This is a genomic window from Enterococcus sp. AMC1251 (genome assembly GCF_058216535.1).
Map to the genome: position 1 here is coordinate 1,218,848 of NZ_CM177098.1, position 18,119 is coordinate 1,236,966.

Below are 18,119 nucleotides of genomic sequence, written 5' to 3' on the forward strand. Positions count from 1 at the left end.
TTTGCTAAAAAATAATTTTAAGACCGTAAATTTATGATATAATCATAGTGATTAAAAGCTATAATTATAACAGAAATTGAGGTGTAAAAAAAATGTATTCATTAATAGTAAATGGAAAGACGGAGACCTGTGACACTAATAAGAAGTTAATGGATTTTCTTCGGGAAGATGTAAAACTGACTGGAACGAAAGATGGCTGTAACCAGGGTTCCTGTGGTGCTTGTTCGGTATTAATAAATGGAAGGGCTTCCAAAGCTTGTTTATTTAGTTTAGAGAAGCTAGAAGGAAAAGAAGTTGTCACTATTGAAGGTTTGAATCAGCGTCAAAAAGATGTTTATGCTTATGCATTTGCCAAAACAGGTGCTGTTCAATGTGGATATTGTATACCAGGGATTGTTATTTCGGCTCATGGGTTACTGAATAAAAAAGAAGATCCCAGTGATGAAGAAATACGAAAAGCGATTCGTGGAAATATTTGTCGCTGTACCGGTTACGTAAAAATTGTTGAAGCTATTCAGTTGGCAGCTAAGATGCTTCGTGAAAATCTGAGCATTCCAAAAGAACATTCAAACGGAAAATTAGGAGAAGAGTTCCAACGCGTGGATGCAGTGGAGAAAACATTGGGAACAGGACTTTACGTTGACGATATCATTATTGAAGGGATGTTTCATGCGTCAGCTGTTCGCAGTGCATATCCAAGAGCAAAAGTGCTGAAAATCGATATAACTAAAGCGATTGATCACCCTAAATGCGTTACTGTGCTAACAGCAAAAGATATTCCTGGAAACAATAAAATCGGTCACTTAGAGTTTATCTCAGATTGGGATGTTATGATACCAGAAGGTGAAATTACTCGTTATGTTGGCGATGCAATTGCTTTAGCTGTATCGCAAGATAAAGAAGCGTTGGAAGAAATCAAATCGTTGGTGGAAGTGACTTATGAAGAGCTTACACCTATGACTTCTTGTGAAGAAGCTTTAAAAAATGACGCACCAAGGATTCACGAAGCAGGCAATATTTTATCTCATGAACATCTTATTCGCGGAAATGCTGATGAACAATTAGCTGTATCAAAACATGTTGTTACTCAACATTATTCAGTTCCTATCAATGAACATGCCTTTATGGAGCCAGAGTGCGCGATTGCAATGCCAGAAGGTGATTCGGGAATTTTACTTTATAGTGCTGGCCAAAGTATTTATGATGAGCAGCGTGAAGTTGCTCGAATGTTGGGTGTTGAAAAAGAACACATCCACGTCCAAGCTAAATTAGTCGGTGGAGGATTTGGTGGAAAAGAAGATATGAGTGTGCAACATCATGCTGCCCTTGCAGCTTGGTGCTTAAAAAAACCAGTAAAAGTTTTACTTAGTCGCCAAGAGAGCTTAATGATCCATCCAAAACGTCACGGGATGGAAATGGATTTTACTACTGGCTGTGATGCTGAAGGGAACTTAACTGCTATGAAAGCAGTGATTTACGCGGATACTGGTGCGTATGCATCGTTAGGTGGTCCTGTTCTTCAACGAGCTTGTACACATGCGGCAGGTCCTTATAAATATCAACATATTGATGTAGAAGGATTTGCCGTTTATACAAACAACCCTCCTGCTGGTGCTTTTAGAGGTTTTGGTGTGTGCCAAACAGCATTTGCTATTGAAAGTAACCTTAACTTATTAGCGGAGAAAGTCGGGATATCACAATGGGATATTCGGTATAAAAATGCTGTTAGACAGGGAGATTCATTACCAAATGGACAATTAGTTTCAAAAAATGCTGCTTTAGAAGAAACATTATTAGCTGTTAAAGAAGCCTATGAGAATGCTGAAATTGCTGGGATTTCTTGTTTCTTTAAAAATAGTGGAATCGGTGTTGGTTTATCTGATGTTGGTCGGTGTATTGTTTCAGTTGAAAGTGGCAAAGTTCATGTAAGAACTAGTGCAGCTTGTATTGGTCAAGGAATGGCGACAGTGACGACCCAAGTAGCTTGTGAAACGTTAGATTTGCCTCCGGAAATGATTATCGCCGAAGCACCTGATACCCGAAGAACACCAGATTCCGGTACCACAACAGCTTCCAGACAGTCTTTATTTACCGGTGAAGCAACGAGAAGAGCTGCCATGCAATTACGTTATGAGCTTGATATGGGACGAACGTTATCAGATTTAGAAGGACAAGAATTTTACGGAGAATATTCAGCTAAAACAGATCCGTTGATCAATGACAAAAAAAGTCCTGTAAGTCATGCAGGATATGGTTATGCATCCGAGGTAGCAATTTTGGATGACAAAGGAAAAGTCGAAAAATTCGTGGCAGCTTATGATATGGGACAAGTAGTTAATCCGAAAGCCGCTGAAGGACAAATTGAAGGTGGTATTGTAATGGGGATGGGGTATGCACTGACAGAAAAATTTATTCTAGAAGATGGATATGTTAAAGCAAAATACGCTACGCTAGGTTTATTAAATGCTGCTCAAGTACCTCCAATTGAAACAATTTTGGTTCAAGCAAAAAATATACATGACGGACTAGCTTATGGCATTAAAGGGGTAGGGGAACTAGCAACGATTCCTACAGCACCAGCAATAGCTGGCGCTTATTATGCGCTAGACGGAAAATTAAGACCGACATTGCCGATGGAAGATACTTTCTATCAAAAGAAGAAAAAATAATCAAATAATTCTGTGATGTGCTAAAAAAGTGATTAGTAAAAGGTGCAGAAGAGGTGATGGGGACATTACTCTACGGAGTACAACCCAATCATCTAGAATCCGAATAAACGTCGGGAGCAGAAGCAGCTCTTTCTTATTTAAGAAGGAGTTAAACTCTTATCCCTTTCGTCGAACAGGGAAAAAGGAGCAACATTAATGCTTAAAATCAGCGCAATTATTATGGCTTCGGGATTTTCTACAAGAATGGGAACGAATAAACTTTTTCTTAATTATCGAGGGGAAACATTTTTAGAACATATATTAAAGCTTTCAAATGAAGTTGATTTTTTTGAACGAATAGTAGTTATTTCCCCCGAAAATGTGCAAGGATTAACACTTTCGAAAGATTTGAAAGTTATTCAGAATACAGAAGCCAAAAAAGGACAAAGTGCAAGTGTCCGTTTGGGGACAAAAGCTGCTTCAGGAGAAGGATATCTCTACCTGCCAATTGATCAGCCTTTATTAAATCTAAAATTGTTCGAATCGCTATTTTCTGCGTATTCGAAAGAGTCAATTGTTTTTCCGATTGATCAAAAGTGGGAACCGTGTAGCCCCATTTTCTTTGGTGAAAAATTTAGATCAGAATTGCTAAAAGTTACAGGTAAGAATGGAGGGAGAGCAGTTCGCAATAGTCATCCAGAGGCTTGGCGTAAAATCCATGTCAACGATCCAGAATGTTTGATGGATATTGATACACCAGAAGACTATGAAAGATTAAGCAATTACAGTATGAAAGAAAGTGAGAAAGGAAGTAAAAATGAACTTGCCAGTTTATTTGAACCATGCAGCGACTTCAAACCGAAAATTTGAAGATACTGTTCAAGAATTGTGTCAATTTTTGGAAGCAAATAATAATTCAAATACGAATCGTAGTTCTCAAAATATTGAGGAACTTGAATTGATTTTTGATACTCGCCAGTCTTTAGCCGCGTTTTTTCACGCGCCCGATCCAGCGCATATCATTTTTACAGCGAATGCAACGACTTCGTTAAATATGATTCTAAATGGTTTATTAAAATCAGGTGACCATGTTATAACAACTGGGGTAGAGCATAATGCTGTCGCCAGACCCCTTTATTTGCTGGAAAAACACCAGAATATTTCCGTGACGCATCTACATTGCTCATCAGATGGTCAGCTTGATCCAAGTCAAATCGAATCAATTATTCGACCTGAAACAAAAGTGATGGTGATGACACATGCTTCAAATGTTCTAGGAACGATTTTACCTGTAAAAGACTGTTTTAAGATTGCAAAAGCTTACGGAATTATCACAGTTTTAGATAGTGCTCAAACAGCTGGATTTTTGCCAATTAATATAACAGAAATGCAGATCGATATTTTGGCATTTACAGGACACAAAAGCTTGCTAGGACTTTCTGGAATTGGAGGATTTGTTTTAGCTCAAAATATGGTTGAAAAGCTTGATCCTTGGTTGAGTGGAGGAACTGGAAGTGCTTCAGCTGATTTTGAACAACCAAATTTTTTGCCAGATAAATTTGAAGCGGGAACTTTAAATATCATGGGGATTTTAAGTCTTAAAAGCTCACTTGAACAGATCAAAAAGCTCGGTTTAGAAAATATCGCAAGCCATGAACGAGCTGTGACAACACGTTTTCTACTAGGTTTAAGAGCATTACCTGTTGCGATTATAGGAAACAAAGACCCAACAAAAATAGTACCTGTCGTCTCTATCACATCTTCAAAGTTTGACGCAGGAGAACTTTCCCAGCTATTATTTGATCGTTATCAAATCATTACCCGATCTGGATTACATTGTGCACCTCTTGCGCATCAAACTGCAGGAACATTAAAAAGCGGAGCGGTTCGTTTTAGTTTTGGTTGGACGACAACAAACGATGAAATCGATTATACATTGAAAGCATTAAAGGAACTTTTATCGGAATAAACGTAAAGGAGTAAGTCAATGGATTTTTTATCACAATGTACATCTGGAGGGTGTGGCGCTAAGATTGACCCAAAAGAGTTACCTGTTTTTTTGAATACGTTACCTAAATTTTCTGACGAAAATCTATTAGTAGGATTTGAAACATCAGATGACGCTGCTGTTTACCAAGTATCAGAAGAGTTGGCATTGATTTCTACTGTTGACTTTTTCTCGCCCATGGTAGAAGATCCTCGTACTTTTGGGAGGATTGCTGCTGCTAATGCGATGAGTGACGTTTATGCAATGGGAGGAGAGGTACTTTTTGCTTTAAATTTAGTTTGTTTTCCAGAAAAAATGGATAAACAGAAGCTTTCAGAAATACTCATCGGTGGTGCAGAAAAACTTAAAGAAGCACAAGCTTCATTGGCTGGGGGACATTCGATCTATGATCATGAGCCTAAGTATGGTTTAGCGGTGACCGGGAAAATCGATCCGCGTAGAATTATTCGCAACAATACACCGAGAATAGGAGATGTTTTAATTCTTACTAAAGCTTTAGGTGTTGGACTCATTCAATCGGCATCTAGAGGAGGTTTAGCCTCTGCAATAGCAGAAAAAACGGCAATTGCTTCGATGGAGCGATTAAATAAATATGCTGCTCAAAAGTTGAAAGATTTTCCTGTTCATGCGTGTACGGACGTAACAGGATTTGGGTTATTGATTCATGCGTTAGAAATGGCTGGAGAAACAGTCACCATGGTTATTGACACAGAACAATTACCACTGTTACCAGAAGCATATGACTATGCTGAAGAATTTTTAGCAACAGCAGCAGGTCAGAGAAATCGGCAATTTGTAGCGAATAAAATTGATGTAACATCAGTTTCATCAGCGTTTCAGGAGCTTTTGTTTGATCCTCAAACTTCTGGCGGCTTACTAATCAGTGTTGCGTCAAAAAATGCCAAAGAATGTCTTGAAGAAATCCAAAAAGGAGATCCAGTTGCAGCAATTATTGGCGAAGTTTACGAAAAAGAGCTAGATCAGTCAATCATTATTGTATGAGAAAGAAGGAATAGCGATGAGAAACGTCAATGCTATAGGAAAACCGTGTCCCATTCCAGTAATTGAAACAAAAAAAGCCATTCGAGAAACAAAAAAAGAAGGAGGGATAGTTACAGTTACAGTTGACAATGAAATAGCTGTGGAAAATATCAAAAAAATGGCTGTTAGTTTAGGAGTAGAAATGACCAGTCGTAATCCAGAAAAGGATATTTTTACGGTTGAAATTGTTGTACCTAGTAACGAAGAACAAACGAAAATAGAGGGATCGGATCATGAATTAGTCATTACTTTTAGCAAAAAAACGATGGGAGACGGCGATCCTGATTTAGGCGAAATATTATTGAAAAGCTATATGTATTCTCTAACTGAATTAGAGGTGCCACCTGAACATCTTTTATTTTTCAATAGTGGCGCATACCTAACCACTCAAGATTCCAATGCTTTAAAAGATTTATCTGTTTTACTAGACAAAGGGACACAAATCAGTACTTGCGGTGCATGTTTAGATTTTTATCAGATCAAAGATACCTTAGCAATCGGAGAAGTAACAAATATGTATCGAATATCTGAAGTAATGGCACAAGCAAAAAAAGTTATAAACTTCTAACTTGATGAGGTGGGAAAAATGGACTATCTTTTAACGTTTCAAAATACCCATTACGCCATTCATGGCGAAAAAATATTAATTAAGAATGAGATTCCTGTATCAGTAATGGCGTTACCAACTAATTTAGGAGACTTTTGCGGTATTTGTTTAAGAATTGCTGGACAGAATGTTGCTAAGGGACAAAGATATTTAGACGATGAAAAAGTAGTAATTGAGAAAATTTTTCAAATATTTGAAGAAAATAACAGCGAAAAGAGGTATCTACCATGGACTCTCTGAGCGACTGCTTTGCTTTTCAAGGAAAGCAAGTAGTTTCACTAATCGGCAGTGGAGGAAAAACAAGTCTGATGTGGTATCTAGCTAAATATTATTGTCAGCAAAATGTTTTAGTTAGTACAACGACCAAAATAGGGTATCCTCTAAATCGTCCGTATGACTATTTTTATGATGGAAGGTTGTCAAATTTGAACAGAGAGGGGCTGGGAATCACGCTAGCTGGAACTCCTACTGCTAATGGCTATAAGTTAAGCTCACTTCCTCAGACAGTTTTAGAAAGAATACTTCCATTTTTTGACAAAGCATTTATAGAAGCCGACGGGTCTAAACAACTCCCTTTGAAAGGTTGGGAAACATTCGAACCCGTTATATTACCAGAAACCACAATAACAGTTGGCGTCATCCCAATTTCTGTTTTGGGAAAAACTATCGATCAAATGACTGTTCACCGTTTACCTCTTTTTTTGCGTGCAACGGGTACAGTCGAAGGAGAAGCAATAAAAGAAAATACATTAGCTGAAATCATTTCCTGTCCCACGGGCTTATGGTCAAAAAGCCGAGGAAATCGAATTTTATGTATTAATCAAGTAGAAACGCCTGAGCAATTGATTCAGGCAAAAAAAGTGTTGTACTTGTTGCCTCATATGTTGTTGAAACGATTAAGTAAAGTAATCGCCTGCAATATTCATACAGAGAAAGGGGTCATCCTATGGGAAAAGTAAAGCAACGAATTGAAGAAACGGTTGTTGTGGTTCGTGGTGGCGGTGATTTAGCTACGGGTGTTATTCAAAAATTAGTTCATGCAGGATTCAAAGTAGTTATTTTAGAAACGGCTAAACCTTTAGCCATTCGTCGCACAGTGTCTTTGTGTACAGCTATTTTTCTAGGATCTCAACAAGTAGAAGACGTAGAAGCGGTGTTTGTTTCTTCGCTATCGGAATGTCAAAAACTTTGGCGGAAAAATAAAATTCCCCTGTTGATCGATGCTGAAGCAAGCTCCTTAGTGAAACTAAAACCAACCATTTTAGTTGATGCCATTTTAGCTAAAAAGAATTTAGGCACAAAGAAAACAATGGCGCCAATTACGATTGCTTTAGGTCCAGGATTTTCTGCTGCTGAAGATGTCGATGTGGTGATAGAAACGATGAGAGGTCATCATTTAGGGCGAATATATTTTAAAGGAACAGCAATACCTAATACTGGAATACCTGGAGAAATAGGTGGGAAAAGTGCTGAACGTGTTGTGCACTCTCCAGTAGCAGGACAGGTTAAGCACGTAAAAAAAATTGGAGATTCTGTAGAAAAAGGAGAAATTCTTTTCTATATAGATAGTGTTGCTGTCTGCTCTCCATTGGACGGTGTGGTAAGAGGGCTGATCTCAGACAAAGTAGAATGTCAAAAAGGTTTAAAATGTTGCGATGTCGATCCTCGTCCAGCAGAACAAGTGGATTGTTTCACGATATCTGATAAAGCTCGAGCAATAGGAGGAGCTGTTTTAGAGGCAGTATTTTGGTTGGGGTGTGAAAAAAATATATTTTAGAAAAGTAGAAACACCTGGACTTAAAAATATTTTTTTTGACTAAAAAATATTGTTGCGATTGATAAGTTTGTGGTATAGTATAAGTGAAGTTTTAACACGATTCAGTTTCGAAAAATAGAAAGCGCTTAATTCTTTTTTTGAACTATGTGAAAAAAGTAACTTAATGAAAGTATCTATAACAGATTCTATAGCTACATAGATTTAAAGATATTAAGTACGAGAAGAATGAGAAGGGTTACAAGGTTGCTTTTTGTACTTTATAATAATTTGCAAAAAAAGATGAAAGGATGAGTAAATATGGCATTAGTAAAAATCGTTTATGCAAGTATGACAGGTAATACAGAAGAGATTTCAGAAATTTTAGAAAGCACTGTTCAAGAAGCAGGTTTTGAGGTGGAAAGAGAAGAATGCTCAGAAGTCGATGTTGACTTTTTTGATGATGCTGATGCGTGTGTGATTGCTACGTACACATATGGAGATGGTGAATTACCATTTGAATTTGAAGATTTCTACGATGAGTTAGAGGAAAAAGATTTAGCTGGAAAAATTTTTGGTGTTGTCGGTTCTGGTGATCGAGAATACGGTGACCTATTTTGTAAATCGGCCCATGATTTTGTTGCGGCATTAGAAAAAGCTGGAGCAAAAAAAGTTGCAAAAACGGTTGAAATTGAAAACAATGCAGAAGATGAAGATGTTGAATCTCTGAAAAAATTTGTTCAAGAACTGACAGTAGGATTGTAATTAAATACTGATATCATATGAAAGAAGGAAAAATGAATGAAGTCATTCATTAGCGGTAACACATATGTATAAGATAACAAAAAGTGAACAACTTTCTAAAAATGAATATGATTTTTGGATTGATGCACCTCTAATTGCAAATAAAGCTCAGCCAGGACAATTTATTATTTTGCGCATCAGTGAGATTGGCGAACGAATTCCATTAACGATTGCAGAAGTTAATCCTGAAAAAGGAACTATTCGATTAGTTTTTCAAGTCATCGGTAAAACAACAGCGGAACTTGGTAAACTTAGTACGGGTGATTCAGTTTTAGACTTAACAGGACCACTTGGAATGCCAACAGAAATAAAAAATTATGGCACTGTGATGATTGTCGGCGGTGGTGTCGGTATTGCGGCAATATTACCAATCGTTAGAGGATTGAAAATAGCGGGGAATCGAGTGATTACGATTCTTGGGGCCAAAACAGCTGAATTAGTGATTCTCAAAGATGAATGTAGTAAATATTCTGATGAATTAATAATCACTACAGATGATGGAACTCTTGGTATGAAAGGTCTTGTTACTGAGGCGATGGAACAAGTGATTGCCAAAGAAACGGTCAACTGCAGTTGGGCGATTGGACCGAGTTTAATGATGAAATTTTGTACCATGACGGCTAAAAGATATGATTTACCAATATACGTATCGCTTAATCCGATTATGATTGATGGAACAGGTATGTGTGGTGGTTGTCGAGTAACGATCGACGGTAGTATTAAATTTGCCTGTGTGGATGGTCCAGAATTTAAGGGAACCGAGGTCAATTGGGATGAGTTTATTAGCCGAATGAAGCAATACACTACAGAAGAAGAAACTTGTTTAGCGGATTATCAAAAAGCGCAGGTGACCAATCATGGCTAGAAAAAGCAGAAGCAAAACACCAATTGCAGAGCAAGAACCAGCTGTTCGAAAATCAAATTTTGATGAAGTATGTTTAGGTTATACGATAGAAGAAGGTCAAGAAGAAGCGCTTCGCTGTCTACAATGTAAAAATGCTCCTTGTATTGCTAGCTGTCCTGTAATGATTGATATTCCTGGGTTTATACTTGCTATTAAAGAAGGAGATATGCAAAAAGCTGCCGATGTTTTAGGAAAATACACTAATCTTCCAGCAATTTGCGGCAGAGTGTGTCCACAGGAAAAACAATGTGAGCAAGTTTGCAAACTCGGGATGGCTAAAAATTTTGAGGCAGTAGCGATTGGAAAACTAGAGCGTTTAGTAGCAGATTGGGCTTTAGAAAACCAAGACTTTACTAAGCTTATTCAAAATGACCACCCAAAACTAGGTAGAATCGCCGTTATTGGTTCCGGTCCATCTGGCTTAACTGTAGCTGGAGATTTAGCTAAGCTAAATTATGACGTCATTGTGTACGAAGCGTTGCATGATTCTGGCGGTGTGTTAACGTATGGTATTCCAGAATTTAGACTGCCAAAGCGAATCGTAAAAAAAGAAATCGAAAGTATTGAGGCATTAGGTGTAAAGATCGAAACTAATGTTGTAATAGGGAAGACGATTACAATGGACGAGATCATGACCGATTTTGATGCTTGTTACATTTCAGTTGGAGCAGGTGCGCCAAATTTTATGGGCATCTCTGGAACCGCACTAAATGGTGTATATTCTTCTAGTGAATATTTAACACGGATTAATTTAATGCATAGTTATGAGTTTCCAAAATATGACACACCAATCAAACAATCAAAGAATGTTGTTGTAATCGGTGGTGGCAATGTTGCAATGGATGCAGCACGTTCAGCCAAACGCTTAGGTGCGGAGCATGTAAGTATTGTTTACCGTAGATCACTTGAGGAATTACCAGCAAGAATCGAAGAGTATCATCATTCTATTGAAGAAGATATCGATTATTATTGGCTGACAAATCCAATTGAATATATGAATAACGGAACAGGTGATTTAAGTGGCGTCAAATGCACCAAAATGGCACTTGGTGAACCAGATGAATCAGGACGTAGGCGCCCTGTTCCAATCAAAAATAGTGAATTTATTATCAAAGCTGACACAGTGATCGAAGCAATCGGTCAAGGGTCCAATAAAGTGTTGTTATCCACTTTCCCAGAACTTAAATTAACAAAATGGGGGTACATTGAGGCGGATCCAAAAACGGGAGAAACATCGATTCCAGGCGTTTTTGCTGGTGGAGATATCGTTACAGGCGCAGCAACAGTAATTTTAGCTATGGGTGCTGGAAAAGTTGCTGCTGTAGAAATCGATAATTATGTACGTGAAAAAAAGAAAATACCCGTAACAACAAAAGTCTGAGGAAAGATAAAAGGTGAGGAAAATGAAAACAACAAAAACAATGGATGGAAATACTGCAGCAGCGTATATTTCTTATGCGTTTACAGAAGTAGCGGCGATCTATCCAATTACGCCAAGCTCTACAATGGCGGAGTTAGTTGATGAATGGGCGGAAACAGGATTAAAAAATATCTATGGACAAAAAGTTCAAGTTATTGAAATGCAGTCAGAAGCTGGAGCCGCAGGAGTTGTTCATGGTTCATTAAAAACAGGTGCATTAACAACTACCTATACAGCATCGCAAGGACTGTTGTTGATGATCCCAAATATGTATAAAATAGCAGGAGAACTATTACCAGCTGTTTTTCACGTGGCAGCCAGAGCAATTACAACCAGTGCATTAAGTATTTTTGGAGATCACGGTGATGTCATGGCGACTCGTCAAACAGGTTTTTGTATGTTAGCAGAATCCAGTGTTCAAGAAGTAATGGATCTTTCAGCGGTGGCACATTTAGCTAGCATCGAAGGGAGCTTACCGTTCGTCAATTTTTTTGATGGATTCAGAACAAGTCATGAACTCCAAAAAATTGAAGTGATTGATTATGCCGATTTAAAAGGAATGTTGGATCAAGAAGCAGTGGATCAATTTAGAAATAGAGGGATGAATCCCAATCATCCAACCGTCTCAGGAACTGCTCAAAATCCAGATATTCACTTTCAACAAAGAGAAACTGTCAATGCAAACTATGAAGCAATGCCTAGAATTGTTCAAAAATACATGGAAAAAATTAATGAAATACGTGGGACCAATTATGATTTAACGGATTACTACGGAGTTGATGATGCAAAAGAAGTGATTATTTCTATGGGATCCGCTTCACCAGTAATTCAACAAACAGTGGATTATTTGAATGAAAAAGGGCGGAAAGTAGGTCTTATAAATATTCATTTGTATCGTCCTTTTCCAACTGAAAATCTATTAGAAAAATTACCAAAAACAGTAGAAAAAGTAGCGGTCTTAGATCGAACCAAAGAAGCAGGAGCAGAAGGAGAACCCTTACTTTTAGATGTTCAAAGTGCATTGTATCAACACCACAATCGTCCAATTATCATAGGAGGACGTTATGGACTAGGCTCAAAAGATGTAACACCTAGTCAGATCAAAGCAGTTTATGATCATCTATTACTACCTTTAGATGAATTAAAACAACGATTTACAATTGGTATTGTGGATGATGTAACGTACCGTTCATTACCGCAAGAAGAAATGTTAGATTTAACACCTAGTTCAACATTCCAAGCAAAATTTTGGGGATTTGGCTCGGATGGAACAGTTGGAGCAAACAAACAAGCAATTAAAATCATTGGTGACAATACTGATTTATATGCGCAGGCATATTTTAGTTATGATTCTAAAAAATCAGGGGGCTTGACTCTTTCTCATTTACGTTTTGGTGAAGAACCAATCAGATCAACGTATTTAGTCGAACAAGCTGATTTTATTGCGTGTCACAATGCTTCTTACATTCATAATTATGATTTATTAAAAGGATTGAAAGATGGCGGAACCTTCCTATTGAATACGTTTTGGGATAAAGAGAAAGTTTACCGTTTACTTCCAGCAAAGTTGAAAAAATATATTGCTGATCATGAAATTCAATTTTATATTATTAATGCTGTTGAGCTAGCTCGAGAAGTCGGATTAGGTCGCCGAATTAATACAGTAATGTCTACTGCATTCTTTGAAGTAACAGATATTATGACACGAGATGAGTACATGCCGTTACTGAAAGCGGAAGTTCAAAAAACTTATGGCAAAAAATCAGTAGAAATCGTGGAAAAAAACTTCCAAGCAATTGACAGAACATTTGATTCTCTTCAAAAAATCGATGTTCCTTCTGAATGGGCAACAATCATTATTGAACCAATTGAAAAAAATGATTCACTACCAAAATATATTACGAATATTTTACAACCAATCAATCGACAAGAAGGAAATGATCTGACGGTTGGCGATTTAATCGACAACGGCATGAAAACTGGAGAAATCCCAGTGGGCACTTCAGCCTATGAAAAACGTGGAATCGCACTAGAAGTCCCAGAATGGCAAATGGATAAATGTACAATGTGTAATGAATGTGCCTTTGTCTGTCCTCATGCGGCAATTCGACCATTTTTAGCAGATCAAGAAGAAATAGAAGAAGCTCCAGCAGGCTTTGTAGCTAGAGAAATGCGTGGTGCCGATGGTTTAATGTATCGTATTCAAGTATCTTTAGAAGATTGTACTGGTTGTGGACTTTGTGTTCAAGCATGTCCAGTTAAAGAAAAAGCGATTTTAATGAAACCTTATGAAGAGCAAAAAGAGCAAGCAATTAATTGGGCTTTTGCAATGACGTTACAGCAAAAAGAAAATCCCGTTAGAAAATTATCTGTTAAAGGCTCTCAATTCAATCAACCTTTAATGGAATTTTCAGGTGCATGTGAAGGATGTGGTGAAACACCTTATATCAAATTGTTAACACAATTATTTGGTGATCGAATGATGATGGCTAATGCGACTGGTTGCTCATCAATTTGGGGTGGCTCGTCTCCTGTAACCCCTTATACAACCAATGAATGCGGCCAAGGTCCCGCTTGGAGTAATTCATTGTTTGAAGACAACGCTGAATATGGTTATGGCATGTATGTAGCGAATAAAACAAAACGCCAATATTTAGCAGATCAGGTACAAGAAGCAATCGATAATGATTTAGGATCGGCAGAACTTCAAGCATTGTTACAAGATTGGTTAGCACATTATTTAGAAGGTGATGGCACCCAACAGCGAGCTACCAAACTTACCGCTATTTTAAATGAAGAATATCAAACGGATTCACGTTTAGAACAAATATACAAACAAAATGATTTGTTTGTGAAAACGAGCCAATGGATTGTCGGTGGTGATGGCTGGGCATACGATATTGGTTTTAGTGGAATCGATCATGTATTGGCAAGTGGCGCTGATGTGAACATTTTTGTTATGGATAATGAGGTCTATGCGAATACTGGAGGGCAAACATCGAAAGCGACCCCAGCAGCAGCTATCGCAAAATTTTCTGCTGGCGGAAAACAAACATCTAAAAAAGATTTAGGCATGATGGCAATGACTTATGGCAATGTTTATGTCGCTCAAATCGCTTTAGGTGCTAATTCAATGCAAACGATCAAAGCAATTGATGAAGCAGAGCGTTATCCAGGTCCGTCATTAATTATTGGATATACACCGTGTATCAATCACGGTGTCAAAGGCGGTATGATCGAAACCTTATCATTAGCGAAAGAAGCTGTTGAATCAGGTTATTGGCAGTTGTATCGTTATAATCCACAGTTGATAGAAAAAGGCAAAGATCCAATGGTGATCGACTACAAAAAAGCAGATTTCTCTAAGATGCGTGATTTCCTTGAAAAACAAACGCGCTTCTCAGCACTGCATACAATCAAAGATAATCACGAAGTTGTCGAACATCTTTTAACGAAAACGAAAGATGATGCAGAAAATCGTTCAGAGAATTATGTGAAACTAGTTAGTCAAATAGAAAAATAGTCTAGCAACAAGTAATTGAATGATAAAGTGTGCGATTAAAAGAAGAAAACATGCAAAACAGGTTTTAGTTTTGTTCTGTCTTCTTCTTTTTTTAGAATCGATCGAAAAGATATTCTCTAAAAAAATAGTATTAAAAACTTAAAAAGCGATTGCTCAACAGTAATTGTTGCTTAAGTTTTTTTTTACGAAGTCCATTTTAGCTTAGAATATGCAGGGCGCTTTTTTGAAAGTTGTTAATGTTAGCGTTTTCTGATAACATAACATTAACATGTTACTAATAGCTTTTTAGCTCGAACGAAGATAAACTATAATTAGGTACGGAAGAAGCCCGATGGAAAGCGGACGTATTTTTCTTGCCAAGGAGGACTCTCATGTTTCATTGGAAAAAACTTAAAAAGGAAGAGATAAAACGAGAAATTTTAGCGGGAACAACCTCGTTTTTCGCCATCTCATATATTATTATGGTGAATACAGTGATCTTAGCTGAGGCGGGTATGCCAAAAGAATTAACGATTTTCGGAACAATCTTCATTTCAATTATCGGATCAATCCTGATCGGACTAGTTGCAGATGCCCCAATAGTATTGACTACGGGAATGGGTGTAAATTCATTTTTCACGTATACTTTAGTACTTTCCTTAGGATTAACCTGGCAGCAAGCTTTAGCTGTTAGTTTTTGTGCAGGAGTTGTTTATTTACTGGTTGCTTTTACAAGATTAAGTAAATTATTTGCCGAAGTTGTGCCGGAAACGTTAAAAACTGGGATTACTGTAGGTATTGGCTTTTTCCTAGTGTTAATTGGTTTAGAAAAAGGGCATTTGATTTTACGTGGAGAACATACCTTTTTGCAATTGGCACCTTTAGATGATAGTTTAACTTTGCTAACTCTGTTTTCATTAATTTTGACAGTTATTTTATTCATAAAAGGAATTCAAGGTAGCTTTTTTATCGGAATTGTTGTGGTAACCTTTATCGCAAATATACTCGGGATGGTCGCACCGACAGAACATTTTTCTTTGAGTGGATTAGGCAATTATTCTCAAATTTTTTTGCAACTAGATTTCAGTACTTTTTTTTCTAAAAGCTTTTTACTCGGAGTCTTTGCCTTATCAATGATTTTGATCTTCGAATCGATGGGCTTACTTAAAGGCTTAATGCCAGAAGCAGACGAAAAAAAATATTTGCGAGCATATCGTGTAACAGGATTTATTACATTATTCTCTAGTATATTTGGAACAAGCCCGACTGTAGCAGCTGCTGAAAGTGCAACAGGAATTGAAGAAGGGGGAAAAACAGGGATAACGTCTATTACGAGTGGCATCTGCTTCTTTTTAGCATTATTAGCTTTGCCATTTCTTTCGTATATTCCCGATTCAGCATTAGCACCAGCAATCATCATAACAGGATTTTTAATGATCCAACAAATCAAAAACTTGAAGTTTGACGATTTTAGTGAGTATTTTCCTGCAATGCTGATGATTGTTTTGATACCTTTTACAATGAATATTTCTGATGGAATGGCATTTGGTTTTGTGGCTTATCCGTTGACAAAATGGGTTGCTGGGAAAAAATCTGAACTGCCAATCTCGATGTGGTTGATTTCAGGATTATTTTTGATTTATTTAATTATTAATGTACTGATTTAATACAAAAAAACCTTACTCAATCACAATTTCAGCTGTGATGAGCAGGGTTTTTTAACCAATAATAATTTTTTCAGAAGGATATTCATAGCCAATATCCCGCGTTTCTTTTGGCACGAATAACATTAAGGTATATAGCATGCCAATACGTCCAATAAACATCAACAACGCAATCATCAGCTTTCCAACTGTTGTTAGATCAGATGTAATCCCTAAAGATAAACCAGTTGTACCAAAAGCGGAAGCTACTTCAACAATAATAGCAATCAGTGGATGCTCTTCTGTGGCCGTTAAAAATAAGACTGAAAAGAAGCACATAATTAACGAAAGCATAAAGACAACAATCGATTTTTTTACATCATCATCATCAATTCGACGTCCGAAAACATTGATCTTGTTCTCGCTCTTCAAAAAAGCATACAAGTACAAACCAATGATCGCAACAGTCGTCGTTCGAATACCTCCACCAACAGAACTGGGACTACATCCAATAAACATCAATAAAGAAAAAACAATTAATGTAGTGATCTGAAAGTCACCTAAGTCATTAATTTGCAGTCCAGCATTTCGAGTTGTCATAGAATAAAACATAGATGTGATCCAGCGTTGAAGCTCACCCATCTCAACAAATAGATGATCTTTCTCCAATAAGTAAATCAAAATTGTACCGCCAACAAACAAAATCACAAATGCTAATACTGCAATCTTACTAAACAAAGAAAATCGGAAAGGCAAGCCACGTTTTTTCTTTTTAAAAAACAACCATTCTCGAACTTCCATTAATACAGGAAAACCAATTCCGCCGACAAAAATTAAGAACATAATTACGATTAAAAAAATATAATCATTAGCAAAAGGAATAATTGAATCCCCCGTCACATCAAATCCAGAGTTGGTCACGGCAGAAATTGATTGATAAAAACCAAAAAAAATTGCTCTTGACCATGTTTTATAATAGCCAGAAAAATAAAAATAAATTGAGAAAAACGTACCAAAAATCACCTGAAACCATAAAATGATCGTAAACGTAATTCGAATCAAACGGACGATACCACTTAATTTTGGCTGATTCATATCCGTCATGATCAATTGCCGTTGCTTTAAAGAAATTCTACGTTTAGAGAGAATAATAAAAGCTGTAGAAATCATCATAATTCCTAAACCACCAATTTGAAAAAGCACTTCCAGCAAAATTATTCCGCGATCATTAAAGATAGAATTAATATCAAACGTAGACAAACCAGTAACGCTCACCGTACTGATCGCCATAAAAAGCATATCAATGAAACCAACATGAGAGTCAGGTTCTCTAAAAAAAGGCAAACAAAATAATAGGTAAGAGACAACGGTCATAACGATATAATAAGAAACAATGATTTGAATAGATGAAAAATTATTAGAAATAAAACGGCTACCTTTGCGTTGAGCCAGCCATAAAAGCCGAAATCGATTCATAATGGACCTCCTGAATATCATTAAATCAAGTATAGCAGAAAATAAATGATGGGCAAACAAAGAATAAGTACTTAGAAGAAATAAGAAATTGATTAAAAAAATTGAGAATATAGTACAAATCAGACAGAACATGTTATTTTATTGTGAGAGGAGCAACATTCTTTTGTTTGATTTTTTGAAAAATAGACAAATAGGTGTATTTAAAAAGAGAATTATTGTTTTGTTTAATGTGATTATATTCACATTAGAAGTGGAACTTTTCAAAGTTACGCTGAATAATTAAAGGTTGTGTGGTTAAAAATTATAGAGGTGA

14 protein-coding genes are annotated in these 18,119 nt (G+C 36.9%); 13 read left to right on the forward strand and 1 reads right to left on the reverse strand.

Translation table 11 applies throughout. The features are described 5' to 3' along the window. Positions 1-92: 92 nt before the first annotated feature. From xdh to AC4BBR_RS05690, 13 genes are all read left to right on the forward strand, one after another. Positions 93-2,669, forward strand: a complete 2,577-nt coding sequence (gene xdh, locus AC4BBR_RS05630) for a selenium-dependent xanthine dehydrogenase (RefSeq protein WP_490461577.1) — start codon at positions 93-95, stop codon at positions 2,667-2,669. Positions 2,670-2,864: 195 nt separating this feature from the next. Continuing rightward, the gene (locus tag AC4BBR_RS05635) at positions 2,865-3,518 is read left to right on the forward strand and encodes an NTP transferase domain-containing protein (protein ID WP_490461578.1); all 654 of its coding nucleotides are present in this window, start codon (positions 2,865-2,867) and stop codon (positions 3,516-3,518) included. Beyond that, complete coding sequence (gene sclA, locus AC4BBR_RS05640; RefSeq protein ID WP_490461579.1) at positions 3,466-4,617, forward strand: selenocysteine lyase SclA; 1,152 nt, start codon at positions 3,466-3,468, stop codon at positions 4,615-4,617. Before AC4BBR_RS05635 ends, sclA begins: the two co-directional genes overlap by 53 nt. Positions 4,618-4,635: 18 nt before the next feature. Further along, the gene (gene selD / locus AC4BBR_RS05645; protein ID WP_490461580.1) at positions 4,636-5,658 is read left to right on the forward strand and encodes a selenide, water dikinase SelD; all 1,023 of its coding nucleotides are present in this window, start codon (positions 4,636-4,638) and stop codon (positions 5,656-5,658) included. Between the two features lie 16 nt (positions 5,659-5,674). Next, complete coding sequence (gene yedF / locus AC4BBR_RS05650; RefSeq protein WP_490461581.1) at positions 5,675-6,265, forward strand: sulfurtransferase-like selenium metabolism protein YedF; 591 nt, start codon at positions 5,675-5,677, stop codon at positions 6,263-6,265. A gap of 18 nt (positions 6,266-6,283) precedes the next feature. Next, positions 6,284-6,544, forward strand: coding sequence for a putative Se/S carrier protein (locus tag AC4BBR_RS05655; RefSeq protein ID WP_490461582.1), 261 nt, complete (start codon positions 6,284-6,286; stop codon positions 6,542-6,544). Continuing rightward, complete coding sequence (yqeC, locus tag AC4BBR_RS05660) at positions 6,532-7,263, forward strand: selenium cofactor biosynthesis protein YqeC (RefSeq protein ID WP_490461583.1); 732 nt, start codon at positions 6,532-6,534, stop codon at positions 7,261-7,263. The genes AC4BBR_RS05655 and yqeC overlap by 13 nt, the downstream gene beginning before the upstream one ends. Next, entirely contained in the window at positions 7,251-8,081 is an 831-nt protein-coding gene (gene yqeB / locus AC4BBR_RS05665; protein WP_490461584.1) for a selenium-dependent molybdenum cofactor biosynthesis protein YqeB, read from the forward strand. Before yqeC ends, yqeB begins: the two co-directional genes overlap by 13 nt. A 297-nt stretch (positions 8,082-8,378) precedes the next feature. Beyond that, positions 8,379-8,822, forward strand: coding sequence for a flavodoxin (locus AC4BBR_RS05670; RefSeq protein WP_490461585.1), 444 nt, complete (start codon positions 8,379-8,381; stop codon positions 8,820-8,822). A gap of 64 nt (positions 8,823-8,886) precedes the next feature. Then, complete coding sequence (locus tag AC4BBR_RS05675) at positions 8,887-9,726, forward strand: sulfide/dihydroorotate dehydrogenase-like FAD/NAD-binding protein (RefSeq protein WP_490461586.1); 840 nt, start codon at positions 8,887-8,889, stop codon at positions 9,724-9,726. Continuing rightward, the gene (gene gltA / locus AC4BBR_RS05680; RefSeq protein ID WP_490461587.1) at positions 9,719-11,146 is read left to right on the forward strand and encodes an NADPH-dependent glutamate synthase; all 1,428 of its coding nucleotides are present in this window, start codon (positions 9,719-9,721) and stop codon (positions 11,144-11,146) included. Before AC4BBR_RS05675 ends, gltA begins: the two co-directional genes overlap by 8 nt. A 22-nt stretch (positions 11,147-11,168) precedes the next feature. Further along, positions 11,169-14,708: a pyruvate:ferredoxin (flavodoxin) oxidoreductase gene (gene nifJ, locus AC4BBR_RS05685; protein ID WP_490461588.1), complete on the forward strand. Its 3,540-nt coding sequence runs from the start codon at positions 11,169-11,171 to the stop codon at positions 14,706-14,708. A gap of 371 nt (positions 14,709-15,079) precedes the next feature. After that, complete coding sequence (locus tag AC4BBR_RS05690; protein ID WP_490461589.1) at positions 15,080-16,354, forward strand: NCS2 family permease; 1,275 nt, start codon at positions 15,080-15,082, stop codon at positions 16,352-16,354. Between the two features lie 51 nt (positions 16,355-16,405). Here the strand turns inward: AC4BBR_RS05690 and AC4BBR_RS05695 are convergent, their stop codons facing one another. Then, on the reverse strand, positions 16,406-17,806 hold the full coding sequence (locus AC4BBR_RS05695; RefSeq protein ID WP_490461590.1) for a TrkH family potassium uptake protein: 1,401 nt from the start codon (positions 17,804-17,806) through the stop codon (positions 16,406-16,408). Positions 17,807-18,119: the final 313 nt, after the last annotated feature.

Bases quoted from the DNA above. Each gene is read 5' to 3' on its own strand.
- xdh (WP_490461577.1), top strand. From the start codon at position 93: ATGTATTCATTAATAGTAAATGGAAAGACGGAGACCTGTGACACTAAT.
- AC4BBR_RS05635 (WP_490461578.1), top strand. From the start codon at position 2,865: ATGCTTAAAATCAGCGCAATTATTATGGCTTCGGGATTTTCTACAAGA.
- sclA (WP_490461579.1), top strand. From the start codon at position 3,466: ATGAACTTGCCAGTTTATTTGAACCATGCAGCGACTTCAAACCGAAAA.
- selD (WP_490461580.1), top strand. From the start codon at position 4,636: ATGGATTTTTTATCACAATGTACATCTGGAGGGTGTGGCGCTAAGATT.
- yedF (WP_490461581.1), top strand. From the start codon at position 5,675: ATGAGAAACGTCAATGCTATAGGAAAACCGTGTCCCATTCCAGTAATT.
- AC4BBR_RS05655 (WP_490461582.1), top strand. From the start codon at position 6,284: ATGGACTATCTTTTAACGTTTCAAAATACCCATTACGCCATTCATGGC.
- yqeC (WP_490461583.1), top strand. From the start codon at position 6,532: ATGGACTCTCTGAGCGACTGCTTTGCTTTTCAAGGAAAGCAAGTAGTT.
- yqeB (WP_490461584.1), top strand. From the start codon at position 7,251: ATGGGAAAAGTAAAGCAACGAATTGAAGAAACGGTTGTTGTGGTTCGT.
- AC4BBR_RS05670 (WP_490461585.1), top strand. From the start codon at position 8,379: ATGGCATTAGTAAAAATCGTTTATGCAAGTATGACAGGTAATACAGAA.
- AC4BBR_RS05675 (WP_490461586.1), top strand. From the start codon at position 8,887: ATGTATAAGATAACAAAAAGTGAACAACTTTCTAAAAATGAATATGAT.
- gltA (WP_490461587.1), top strand. From the start codon at position 9,719: ATGGCTAGAAAAAGCAGAAGCAAAACACCAATTGCAGAGCAAGAACCA.
- nifJ (WP_490461588.1), top strand. From the start codon at position 11,169: ATGAAAACAACAAAAACAATGGATGGAAATACTGCAGCAGCGTATATT.
- AC4BBR_RS05690 (WP_490461589.1), top strand. From the start codon at position 15,080: ATGTTTCATTGGAAAAAACTTAAAAAGGAAGAGATAAAACGAGAAATT.
- AC4BBR_RS05695 (WP_490461590.1), bottom strand. From the start codon at position 17,806: ATGAATCGATTTCGGCTTTTATGGCTGGCTCAACGCAAAGGTAGCCGT.